Source organism: Paenibacillus jamilae (assembly GCF_050482105.1).
GTDB lineage: Bacteria > Bacillota > Bacilli > Paenibacillales > Paenibacillaceae > Paenibacillus > Paenibacillus jamilae_B.
In genome coordinates this window covers 175797-188033 of record NZ_JBCNHI010000020.1, presented here as the reverse complement: position 1 = coordinate 188033, position 12237 = coordinate 175797, and the positions used below count along the sequence as shown (strand labels likewise).

Here is a 12237-nt window from a genome sequence, read left to right as displayed (position 1 = left end):
TAACGGCTATTTTTGTTAACGGAATGTAAAATCACAAAATAGACATAAAAATCGCCGACAGTGCCTGAATAAAGAAAAGCGCTCCTCATTTATAACAAATGAGAAGCGCTTCTTTTTTTATTTACAACCAGCTTGTACCCTACTCCGCGGATCGAATCAATATGAACCGAGTCGGGATCAAGCTCCAGCTTTTTACGTAAGGAACTGACGTGTACATCCACCGTCCGTTGACCACCAATGTAGTCAAAGCCCCACACGGCATTCATTAAATCATCCCGAGTCAGGACCACACCCGGCTTGCGGGACAAATAGAGAAGTACCTCAAATTCCTTCGGTCTTAAGCTGATGGACTGACCTCCAAGAATGACTTCATATTTTTCAGGGTAGATTTCCAGTTCGCCCAGTTGAATTTTGGAGCCATCCTTCTGTTCAGACAGCACTCCTTCATCCCCTCCGGATGTTCTGCGCAGCACAGCCGTTACGCGGGCCAACAACTCGGAAACGCCAAAAGGCTTTGTGATGTAGTCATCAGCTCCCGACTTCAGCCCTTGTACAACCTCGGCCTCCCCGTTTTTAGCGGTCAAGATAATGATAGGTGTTGTCAGCCCCTGATGGCGAAGTCTGCTCAGAATGTCCAGTCCGTTCATCCCCGGTAGCATTAAATCCAGCAGGATCAAATCGTAAGATTCTCTGGACGCTCTTTCAAACCCAGCACTGCCATGATCCTCCGTGTCCACTTCAAAACCTTCTTGTATCAAATTGTAGGATAGCAATCTGGCAAGCGTGGGTTCATCCTCAATAACCAGCAAACGTTGTCCCATTAATAACTTCATCTCCTGTTTACCTGTTAAAGGCACATTGGTCAAAATTCTAAAATCTTTTCCATACTCATGCGACACCCGTTTATTTTATCACGGCATTGTTAACACAATGTAAAAATATTATAGTTCATTCTTCCTGTTGCAATAACGGTAATTCAACTGTAAACGTAGTACCCAAACCAAGTTCGCTCTCCACCGAAAGTGTACCGTGATGCAGATCAACCAAGTGCTTGACGATAGACAATCCCAGTCCCGTTCCGCCCGAGTTGCGCGAGCGTCCTTTGTCCACCCGGTAGAAGCGCTCAAAGATACGTGGCAAATCCTTCTTCGGTATCCCAATACCCGTATCACTGACTGTAAATACGACCTTTTCCGTGTCATGGTCCCGCTGCAGCGTTATAACCTTGATCTTTACCTTGCCGCCATCAAGTGTATAGTTAATGCCATTAGACAAAAGGTTCAGGAAAATTTGCTGAAGCTTATCTTCATCTGCCTCCATAAACAGTTCATCCGGGATATCCATGTGCAGCGTAATTCTTTTTTTGGCAGCTACATTGTTCAGTTTCTCCACCAATGATTCTATGAAAGACGAGATATGAATCGGGGAGCAATCCAGCGGGGAACGCTTGGACTCAATCTTGGAAAGCTCCAGAATATCGCCGATCAGTCGATTCAGTCGTTCGCTTTCATCATAAATAATTTGTAAAAAGGAACGGGCTGTTTCCTCATCTTTGACCCCGCCACCAAGCAAGGTTTCGGCAAAACCCTTGACTGCGGCAATCGGTGTTTTTAACTCATGGGAAACGTTGGCCACAAATTCGCTTCGCATATTTTCCAACCGTCGAATAGCTGTAATATCCTGCAAAAGGAACAGCATCCCCCGGTATCCCCCTTCATCCTCATACATAGGGACACCATCCAGCAAAACGAGTCGTTCTTCGGGATTATACAGATGCACTTCACCATGCAGCCTTTCTCGGCTTTGTATACTGCCCTCAATTAGCTTTGTGAGCTCATAGTGCTTTTTCAGCTCATGATACGGCTTGTCTGTCACCCGCTTACCCACGACACCGAGCATTCGCTCAGACTCACGGTTTACAAGCGCAATACACTCACGAGCATCAATCATCAGAATCCCGCCTGTCATATTGCTCATGACACTCTGGAGGAGATCCTCATTGTCACGTATCGTTTTCATTTGGTTCTGGAGACTGTCAGCCATGCGATTAATGGCTTCACCCAGTTGTCCTACCTCATCCCGGCGCTGTACACCGACCCTTGCGTCATAATCCAGTCCTGAAATGCGGTTGGCTACCCCTGTAATATGTTCAATGGGCGAGGTAAGGCCGCGAGCAATTCGATAGCTCATCAGTCCAGCAGCAATAAACAGCAACACAAGGCCAATCCCGATGGCCGTCCAGCCGCGCTGCATTCCCTCCTCCACCGCTTTCAGACTCATGGACAAGCGTATATATCCGTCAAAGCCCTTGTCCGATACAACAGGCTCAGCGACGTATAGCATGTTTCGTTGCAAAGTTTCGCTGTAGCGTATCGTCCGGCCGATTCCCCCCGACGTGGCTTGCCGTATTTCCTCACGGGATGCATGGTTTTCCATCTTGCGTGGATCGCTTAACGAATCCCCCACCACCGTTCCGTCCTTGCGAATGAAGGTCACTCGCGAATCGGTCAAACGGGCAATTTCCTTCGCCTTCTTAGAATAATAGGAGACGTAATCCGTGCTGGATAGGGCATCAGCATTAACAAAAGGAAAAGTAGCTCGAAGCAGGTCGATCTCTCGGCCCATATTCTCCTCTAGCACTTTCATATTCGAATTTTTGAAAATTTGTCCCATAGTAATTCCAGCAGCAAGGACAGATACGCCAATCAAAACCAGCATAATCAGGGTAAGCCTGAAACGAAATGATTTCATAAAATGAGCCCATCCTTTATGTAAGTTAAGTCTCATTCTACAGGCTACCTGCATTATGTTCCACTGTGAAAAGAAAAAAAGGCTGGAGCATAATACTGCCCCAACCCTTTTCTTATCCTATTATCCGTTTACAACTTCACCGCCATTGATATGGATAACCTGCCCGCTGACATAAGACGAGTCGTCTGAAGCCAGGTACACATAAGCTGGCGCCAGTTCCTCCGGCTGACCCGGACGCTTCATAGGCTGTGCTCCTCCAAATTCGCTGACCGTCTTGGCATCAAATGTGGACGGGATTAACGGTGTCCAGATTGGCCCGGGGGCTACAGCGTTCACCCGAATGCCTTGATCCGCCAAATTGAGCGATAGTGAACGAGTGAATGATGTGATTGCCCCTTTGGTGGAGGAATAATCAATCAGTGTCTTATTCCCGGCGTACGCGGTAATCGACGTTGTATTGACAATCGCGCTCCCTTTCTTCAAATGCGGCAATGCCGCTTGTGTCAGGAAGAACATACCGAAAATATTCGTGCGGAACGTGCGCTCCAATTGTTCTTTCGTGATATCCTCCAGCTTTTGCTGTGGATGCTGCTCGGCCGCATTGTTCACGACGATGTCGAGCTTGCCCAGTTCGTTCACCGTCTGTTGCACCGCTTTTTTGGCAAATTGGTCATCTCCAATATCGCCAGGAATCAACACGCATTTGCGTCCCTCCTGTTCGACCTGACGTTTTGTTTCTTCCGCATCCTTATGCTCATTCAAGTAGACGATGGCTACGTCTGCACCTTCTTTGGCATACGTGACAGCTACAGCCCGTCCAATTCCACTGTCTCCACCAGTAATCAGTGCAACTTTGCCTGTGAGCTTACCAGCCGCTTTGTAAGTTGGTTTTTCAAATTGAGGTGCAGGCGTCATTTTGGACTCAATCCCCGGTTGTTGTTCCTGGTGCTGTGGGGGCAAGGTTTGCTGAGGTTGGTTGCTTTTAGCCATTGTACATTCTCCCTTCAAAATCAGATATTTTTTAGGATGCAACATTTGCATCCACTCTACTCCTGATTTACCACACAAACTTATCCGTTAAACGAAAAAGGAGAAATCCAACTATATGAGCACACAAAAAAGCGGTCTGTGCAGAATAAGCACAGACCGCTTTATTTAACTTTAGCCTTTATCATTATTTAATTACAGCTGCTTAAGATGGTTCATTAAATAATATGGCTGTATACCATTAAAAACGTAATTAGAATCATGAAGACGGCCAGTAGCGTACTGAACATTCGCATTTTACCAGCGTATTGCGAAATCGGCTGTTGGTTACGAACCGCTTCCAGTGACAACCGTAATGGCTTACCCATGGCACCAGCGATACCGGAAATGGCAAGAAACAACAGCAACACGACAACGATCCATGCCACCGAATAAGAACTCCAAACAAAAATCATGTAGATGCCGCTAACAAGGACAAGGATCAATGCAAATTGAGCCAGGCGATTTAATAGCTGCACAACCGATAGTGTCCCCTCCTGCGCGCTTGGAGCCAATTTGTCGATTTTGCCCACGACGAAAGGGAGCAATAAATAAAAGCCCATCGCCAGTGATCCAATAATGTGAATAAAAAACATTCTTTATAACCTCCAATTCTTGTTATTTACAAAAATCTCTTTTTCCATAGAACGATCATATTCCAATGAATGACTAGCATCTTTGCAATGTTTTGGGACATGCTTTTCTATGTAACTATTAATGCATATGAACTCTATTATACCGGGGAAGTGGGTCAAAGCAAAGGAAAACGACGAGGAAACTTTCAGCTTGGGTGGGCGCTGAAGAGTGCTCTGTGAACGAAATTTGCTACCATCGCTGTTATTTTCGAATTTATATGAATATATTTTATAGGGTATACCTTATTAAAAGAAATAAGAGAAAGGAGAAAACAAATAAAATATTTTAAAAAAACATAAAATAAAAGAGGTGTCCGTCAGCCTTGATTAGGCTCTGAGACACCTCTTTGACAAAATATATGCACTTAAATGTTCACTATTTTAATCACATTTCGAACCGCTTCTGCGGATTGATCGAGCGCTGCTTTTTCTGTAGCTGTCAATTCCAACTCGAACACTTTTTCGATGCCGTTCCCGCCAAGAAGTGTAGGTACGCCGAGGAACAGGTCCTGATAGCCATACTCTCCTTCCAGGTAAGCAATGACTGGTATAATCCGCTTTTTATCTTTTACAATCGCTTCTGTCATTTGCGCAAGCGAAGCTGCCGGAGCATAATATGCGCTGCCGTTACCCAATAGGTTAACGATTTCTCCGCCACCCACTCGTGTACGTTGTACAATCGCTTCGATACGTTCCTGAGAAATCAGGTTATCGATAGGTATACCTCCTACGCTGGAATAGCGTACGAGCGGTACCATATCATCACCGTGCCCCCCCATAACGAAGCCGCGTACGTCTTCAACCGAAACATTCAGTTCCTGGGCAATAAAGGTACAATACCGAGCCGTATCCAACACACCTGATTGGCCAATAACCCGATTTTTCGGGAAGCCAAGCGTTTGGTATGCCGTATAGGTCATAGCATCGACCGGATTACTCAGAATAATGACGATAGCATTGGGCGCGTACTTCTTCACATTCTCACATACGGATTTTATAATTTCTGCGTTCGTGTTGACCAAATCATCACGGCTCATCCCCGGCTTGCGCGCGATTCCGGCTGTAATAATGACGATATCCGAGTTGGCTGCATCCTCATAATTAGAAGTGCCCATGATCTGGGTGTCAAATCCCTGCACTGGACCAGCTTCCAAAATATCAAGCGCTTTGCCTTTAGTCGGATTCTCTAGTTGCGGAATATCAATGAGTACGATATCACCTAACTCCTTTTGAGCCAGCAGCAATGCGGTAGTGGCACCGGTAAAACCGGCGCCAACAATGGATATTTTTTTGCGTTGAATGGTCAAGTAGTATTCCCCTTCCTTACAGGTTACTAATAATAGTGTCCGCGAACTCGGAGCATTTCACCTGTGTAGCACCGTCCATCAGACGGGCAAAGTCATAAGTTACGATCTTTTTATTAATGGACGTCTCCAGCCCTTTGTAAATCAGGTCAGCTGCTTCTTTCCAGCCCAAATGTTCAAGTAGCATAACGCCGGACAGAATTACGGAACCAGGGTTCACTACGTCTTTGTCTGCATATTTTGGAGCTGTACCATGTGTAGCTTCAAAGATAGCATGCCCGGTTACATAGTTAATGTTTGCACCTGGCGCGATACCAATTCCACCAACTTGAGCAGCCAAAGCATCGGACAGATAGTCCCCGTTCAGGTTCAGCGTAGCAATGACATCAAATTCAGAAGGACGAGTCAGCACTTGTTGAAGTGCAATATCAGCAATCGCATCCTTGATAATGATTTTGCCTGCATCTTCAGCTGCTTTTTGAGCTGCATTTGCCGCATCCTCACCTTCTTTTTCCTTGATGACATCATACTGAGCCCACGTAAATACTTTATCTGCAAACTCTTGCTCAGCTACTTCATAACCCCAGTTTTTGAAGGCACCTTCGGTAAATTTCATAATGTTACCTTTGTGTACGAGCGTTACACTCTTGCGTCCATGGTCAACGGCATACTGAATAGCTGCCCGTACCAGACGCTTTGAACCCTCGGAGGAAACTGGCTTAATCCCAATTCCTGAGGTTTCAGGGAAACGGATTTTATTCACGCCCAGCTCTTGCTGAAGGAACTGAATCACTTTTTTCACGTCTTCAGACCCTTCGGCATATTCGATCCCTGCGTAGATATCTTCTGTATTCTCACGGAAAATGACCATGTCTACCAACTCAGGACGTTTTACTGGGGATGGGACACCGTTAAAGTAACGAACAGGACGCAGACATACGTATAAGTCCAGTTCTTGGCGCAATGCCACATTCAATGAACGGATACCACCGCCAATAGGTGTCGTAAGTGGACCTTTAATGGCTACAATATACTCACGGATGGCTTCCAAAGTATCGTTAGGGAGCCACTCGCCGTATGTATTGAAAGCTTTCTCACCAGCGAATACTTCATACCAGGCAATCTTTTTCGTGCCGTTATATGCTTTTTCTACAGCCGCGTCCAGTACACGCTTGGAAGCTTTCCAGATGTCGCGACCTGTGCCGTCACCTTCGATAAACGGAATTACCGGATGGTTTGGAACCTGCAGTTGACCGTTATCAATTGTAATTTTTTCGCCTTCAGTTGGGAGCTCAAACTTTTCAAATTTCGCCATAAGTTCCTTTTCCTCCTCAGATATGAATGGGTACAGGACGAAAGACATGATCTTTATCACAGACAAAAACGTATATCTCTCGCCGACCCTTCTATTGTACCTTATTTTTTAAATTCAGGGTATACAACCTCAATCTTCCTCCAAAGGTTAACGCAACTCTGGTGATACATATTTTTGATCCATCGGACCTGTGTATTCCGCACGAGGACGAATCAAACGGTTATTTTCATACTGTTCTAAAATATGTGCCGTCCACCCCGATACTCGGCTCACAGCAAAGATAGGAGTAAACAGGTCTCTTTTGATACCCAGTTGGGTATATACGGAGGCAGAATAAAAATCCACATTCGGTTTCAAGCCTTTTTGCCCTGTTACAATACTCTCAATTCGAACTGACATATCAAACAACGTAGTGTCGCCGTTCATTTCTCCCAGCTCGCGGGACATTTTGTGCAGATGCTTGGCACGCGGATCACCGTTTTTATAGACACGATGTCCGAAGCCCATAATTTTTTCGCGGTTATCCAGTTTGGCCTGAATATAGGAGTCCACCTGATCCAAACCGCCAATCTCCTCCAACGTTTTGGCAACAGCCTCATTGGCTCCACCATGCAACGGTCCCTTTAAGGCTCCAATGGCAGACGTGATCCCGGAATAGATATCTGATAAAGTGGCTACCGTCACACGCGCAGCAAAGGTCGAAGCATTCAATTCATGATCGGCATGCAGCACGAGAGCCTGATTGAACGCTTTTATAGCCGTCTCCTCCGGATCATTGCCAGTCAGCTGATACAAAAAGTTTTCAGCAATGGAAACACCTTTTTTAGGCGCAATTGGTTCCAAGCCTTCGCGTATACGTGCTATGGCTGCCACAATTGTGGGCAATTGCGCCTGAAGCTTGACGGTTTTAGTCACATTGGACTCTCTTGACATATCATCCGCTTCTGAGTCATACAAAGCAAGAGACGATACAGCCGACCTCAAGGCAGCCATCGTGCTCAATTCTTTCGGGTATAACTTTAATTGAGTAATAATCTCATCGGGAATAGCAGCATATTCGCTTAACTGGCTGCGAAGTTCCTGCAATTGCTCTTGGTCGGGTAATTTCCCAAACCACAACAAATAAGCTACCTCTTCAAAATCGGCGTTAACAGCCAAATCATCAATGTTATAACCCCGGTACGTGAGAACGCCATCTACGATAGAGCTTATGGAGGAAGTGGTCGCTACGATCCCTTCCAGACCTTTGGTCGCTGTCATCGTTACATCTCTCCTTTGTAAAAACATTGTGAACGGACTTGCAATGTAAACATTTTCAAAAGTAAGATATGCCTTTTAAATAGCTGAGTAATGTTAACGCCATATGTCAATATTTAAACCTTCTTTCACTATACTGGATTTTGTCGTTTATGTGAACATTGAGGGCTATTCCAACACATTCAAATGTTTTATCACTACTATAAAGAAATTTTTGAAACCCCTTACAAAAAATACGAGTTTATTTGCACTTTTTTACACAGGTCTTGTCTTACCCCCTTCCCGCATAAGTATAGTAGAGCACTCATCTTAAGGGATGCCATCGCAAAGAAAGGAGTCGTGAGCGCTTGAGCCGGTTAATCCTGAATCGCATATTCCGTGCTTTATGGGTCGTAATCGTAATTGTAGCTCTGTTGCTGGGCATATATGTGCTGTTTCCTCTCGTTTATCCCTTCCTATTCGCCTGGCTTGTGGCCTATGCGATGAATCCACTGGTCGTTTTTTTGCGTAACAAAGCTCGTATGCCACGCTGGGCGGCTGTCACGGTCTCATTATTTGTATATTTAGGCGGAATCGCAATCATTTTGTCTGCTGCAATCACCCGTATGGTTCGAGAAGTAATAAAGCTGGCCATGACTTTTGACGGACATATCGAGCGTTTTAAAAGCCTGTTTATTGATTGGACGCAAAGCGATTTGATTCAAAATATAATTATTGAAATCAACCATTTTATTCGGGATAATCCGGATTACCAACACACCATTAATAGCAATATTGATAAAACAACTCAGACCGTCAGTTCGGCCGTTACTACGCTAGTCGGTCAATTTTTTAATGGGGTTTTGAATTTGCTAACCTCTCTGCCTAATATGGGAGCCGTATTAATGGTTATTGTATTAGCGACCTTTTTTATTAGTAAGGATTGGGACCGACATAGTCGAATACTTTCGAATACGGTTCCTGATACGATCCGCAAACCATTGTCAGATATATGGCACGATCTGCGTAAAGCATTGTACGGCTATTTGCGTGCACAGTTTATTATCATTTCCATTACGGCATTAACCGTCATCATTGGGCTACTCATCTTGCGTGTGGAATCAGCCTTTACCATCGGTTTGATGATCGGGCTGGTGGACTTGTTACCTTATTTAGGGGTTGGCATCGTGATGATTCCGTGGACACTATATGCATATATGTCAGGTAATTTGGCATTAGGGGTTGGATTGTCGATCCTATACGCCATCCTATTGATTGGACGGCAGATCGTGGAGCCTAAGGTGCTGGCCAGTAGCGTGGGATTGAACCCGCTTCCCACCCTTATCGGGATGTTCATCGGGCTCAAGCTGTTTGGCGTTTTAGGGTTAATTATTGGACCTGTATCCCTCATTGTCCTTGATGCGCTGAATCGCGCAAATGTCATTCAGGACTTGCGCAACTATATTCTTGCGGGAAGAGTCCATTAAGTCATGGACAGAGAATAACGGCAGCTCAGTTAAAACCGCCGAAACGTAATACTGCCGTTTTTCATTTTTTTCTCCAGCCACTTCAACAAAAAACGTCGGTACAATACTCGTGTTAAAGGAAACACTAACGTAAAACCAATAATATCTGTTAGAAATCCGGGGATAAGCAGCAAGCTCCCACCGAAAAACACGCATAAACCATCCAGCATTTTACGGCCGGGCATTTGCCCCCGGTTCATTTCATTTTTGGCATCGGCAATCACCTTGCGACCTTCAAATTGCATCATGGCAGCGCCAATCAGGGTCGTCAGAATGATGAGCAGAATGGTCTTTCCCGCCCCGATCCAGTGACTTACCCATATAAACCCGTACAGCTCCGCCAAAGGAATGAGCAGCAGCAACAGCCACAGACGTTTACGCATCATCATGACTTCTGTCCCTCCCCGCCTGTAAAAGCAGACCTTAACGCAGTGTACAACTCTGGAAGTGCCTGATCCAGCCGGACGGGCTTCCAATCGGTATTTAGCCACACGTGTCGAGTCGATCCTGTGACCAGCAGTTCTCCTGGCAGCGTGTCAGCCTCCGTCCATACTTTACCTATATTCCTTTGGTGCTCTTCCTCCGTTACCCGTCGAACCTCATAAGTATAGTTTAGACGTAGTCTGGAGAAGTCCGTAATAGCGGTATAAATAGTAACTAAATCATCATATCGGGCAGGACTCGCATATTTCGCATTGATTTCAATAACCGGCAGCAAAACTCCTCGATCTTCCATACTCCGGTAGTTAAAGCCTGCCTGCCGAATCATTTCGGTGCGCCCGATCTCAAACCAGTTTAAATAATTCGCATGATACACGACCCCCATCTGGTCGCTTTCCTGATAACGGACACGTAGAGGTGCGCCATACCATCGTAGTTGCGTTTGTTTCTCCTCTTGAGTCATACAAGCTCTCCTATCTTTGTGCATCTTTATCTCTATTTTGCCCTCTCTCCATTAAACCATATTTACCGCCTGGGAACAAAAAGAGGGCCGAACCATCCGGTCCTCCCTCTCATTGCATGTACTAATGATGGCTTTATTATTGTGGCAACGGCTTGGACAGTTTGTAATATCCACTTTCCGAAGCCAGTTTCAGCAAGCTCTTCGCCTGACTTCCCGCCCAGGCGTAACCAAGTCGTCTTTCTTCACTAATTTTCATGATGTCCGTATACTTTTTGCCATCCCGGTCCGAGAAGAAATACTTATTGTCCTCCACATTGTAGAAACGATACCACATCACGCTTGAAGCATCCTTTTGGAAAAATTCTGGACCTTGACGATTGTATTTCATACCGTCGATCCGATTCGTGTCAAACCATTTCAAGGCACTCTGAGCAGCTTTTTTCACCTCAGCCGTCTGCGGTTGAGACATCAAGAAGGCCGTAATGCCTACCGATTCCGTCGTTGTTTTGGAAGCAAGCTCGAAGGCTCGCGCAGGTACAGATTCATAAGTAACCGGATCATGCTGTGCTCCCCAGATCGTTGGTGTGCCGTTGTTCACAATTTGAGCTTTAAGTGTATACTGTACCCCTTTATTAAGGGCCTGCTGAAGCCTGGAGCGATATGTATTATCAAGAATATCGCTATCAAACGGCTGTTTTTTGTTCACAATGTCATCTGCCAATACCATCACTCTAACCATTGCATCATCGTTGTAGGTTGCGGCATCGGAATAATTACCACGTTTAGGGTAAACCTGCGGCCAAGCACCTGAGGAATATTGAGAGGTTAGTACGAAATCAACTGCTTTTTGTACACTGTTCTTAATGTCTTTATTTTTGGTTTTTTTGTATACATCCGCTAAGAAGCGAATCTCGGTTGTTGTAGCCTCGTTATCAAACGTACCGAGTTCGACCCCATCTTTGCTCTTCCATGTAGAACGCGCTGTCTTGCCGTCCCATTTGGATTTATAATTCTTTTCCATCGCTTTGAAGAATCCACCATGTGGCAATTGCCAGGATACAATATTCAAGGCAAGCGTAGTGTCCTTAGATGTATTCCCAGTAGAAAATTTACTAAAATCACGGTACTTGTCCAGCAAACTGCTCACATTCACATTAGCCAAAGGAACAATAGTATTTTTGTAAACGTTTTCATCTTTGTATACAGCTTGAGTTACACTCGCCCCCGCATCAGTCATATCCTGCTCTGCTGCCGCCCATGAAGGGGTGACAAGCCCTGTTGTTAAGGTAATAGCCATACCAGTAAAAGCAATCCATTTGACAGATTTTTTAACGTTAAACCTCATTCCAAACCTCTCCTTTAATTGGATTGTGGCATTACAAGAACTATTAAACACATGTATTATATGAAAATATAACCAAATAATCAATATATTTTATTATATACAAATGTAAGAGTTTACTAAACTAATAAAAAAACATCTTACTAATACTAGATTAGTAAGATGTTTTACCCTGCTCTATATTTATAACAAGTCGTC

11 protein-coding genes are annotated in these 12237 nt (G+C 44.9%); 1 reads left to right on the top strand and 10 read right to left on the bottom strand.

Features of this window, described 5'->3' with window-relative positions; all coding sequences use genetic code 11:
- Positions 1 to 89 precede the first annotated feature (89 nt).
- The 7 genes from ABEW32_RS19700 to citZ all read right to left on the bottom strand — a co-directional run bounded on the left by ABEW32_RS19700 (position 90) and on the right by citZ (position 8291).
- A complete protein-coding gene (locus ABEW32_RS19700) occupies positions 90 to 821 on the bottom strand; it encodes a response regulator transcription factor (protein ID WP_013370356.1) in 732 nt (243 codons plus the stop codon).
- Between the two features lie 127 nt (positions 822 to 948).
- Complete coding sequence (gene pnpS / locus ABEW32_RS19695; protein WP_430190928.1) at positions 949 to 2751, bottom strand: two-component system histidine kinase PnpS; 1803 nt, start codon at positions 2749 to 2751, stop codon at positions 949 to 951.
- Positions 2752 to 2871: 120 nt separating this feature from the next.
- Positions 2872 to 3741 carry an SDR family oxidoreductase gene (locus tag ABEW32_RS19690; protein ID WP_025364514.1) on the bottom strand — a complete coding sequence of 290 codons (870 nt, stop codon included), beginning with the start codon at positions 3739 to 3741 and terminating at the stop codon, positions 2872 to 2874.
- Between the two features lie 215 nt (positions 3742 to 3956).
- The gene (locus ABEW32_RS19685; protein ID WP_430190925.1) at positions 3957 to 4373 is read right to left on the bottom strand and encodes a hypothetical protein; all 417 of its coding nucleotides are present in this window, start codon (positions 4371 to 4373) and stop codon (positions 3957 to 3959) included.
- Between the two features lie 404 nt (positions 4374 to 4777).
- The gene (gene mdh, locus ABEW32_RS19680) at positions 4778 to 5719 is read right to left on the bottom strand and encodes a malate dehydrogenase (RefSeq protein ID WP_430190922.1); all 942 of its coding nucleotides are present in this window, start codon (positions 5717 to 5719) and stop codon (positions 4778 to 4780) included.
- Between the two features lie 16 nt (positions 5720 to 5735).
- Positions 5736 to 7031, bottom strand: coding sequence for an NADP-dependent isocitrate dehydrogenase (gene icd, locus ABEW32_RS19675; protein WP_016819629.1), 1296 nt, complete (start codon positions 7029 to 7031; stop codon positions 5736 to 5738).
- A 147-nt stretch (positions 7032 to 7178) separates the two neighbouring features.
- Positions 7179 to 8291 carry a citrate synthase gene (gene citZ, locus ABEW32_RS19670; RefSeq protein ID WP_430190919.1) on the bottom strand — a complete coding sequence of 371 codons (1113 nt, stop codon included), beginning with the start codon at positions 8289 to 8291 and terminating at the stop codon, positions 7179 to 7181.
- A gap of 344 nt (positions 8292 to 8635) precedes the next feature.
- On the opposite strand from citZ, the gene ytvI reads away from it, so the two are divergent.
- Positions 8636 to 9754 (top strand): sporulation integral membrane protein YtvI, encoded by a 1119-nt coding sequence (gene ytvI / locus ABEW32_RS19665; protein ID WP_430190917.1) that lies wholly within the window; start codon positions 8636 to 8638, stop codon positions 9752 to 9754.
- A 29-nt stretch (positions 9755 to 9783) separates the two neighbouring features.
- Here the strand turns inward: ytvI and ABEW32_RS19660 are convergent, their stop codons facing one another.
- The 3 genes from ABEW32_RS19660 to pelA all read right to left on the bottom strand — a co-directional run bounded on the left by ABEW32_RS19660 (position 9784) and on the right by pelA (position 12042).
- Positions 9784 to 10182 carry an FxsA family protein gene (locus ABEW32_RS19660; RefSeq protein ID WP_081276763.1) on the bottom strand — a complete coding sequence of 133 codons (399 nt, stop codon included), beginning with the start codon at positions 10180 to 10182 and terminating at the stop codon, positions 9784 to 9786.
- Positions 10179 to 10697: an acyl-CoA thioesterase gene (locus tag ABEW32_RS19655; RefSeq protein ID WP_430190914.1), complete on the bottom strand. Its 519-nt coding sequence runs from the start codon at positions 10695 to 10697 to the stop codon at positions 10179 to 10181. Before ABEW32_RS19655 ends, ABEW32_RS19660 begins: the two co-directional genes overlap by 4 nt.
- 136 nt (positions 10698 to 10833) lie before the next feature.
- Positions 10834 to 12042 carry a pectate lyase gene (pelA, locus tag ABEW32_RS19650; protein ID WP_430190911.1) on the bottom strand — a complete coding sequence of 403 codons (1209 nt, stop codon included), beginning with the start codon at positions 12040 to 12042 and terminating at the stop codon, positions 10834 to 10836.
- Positions 12043 to 12237: the final 195 nt, after the last annotated feature.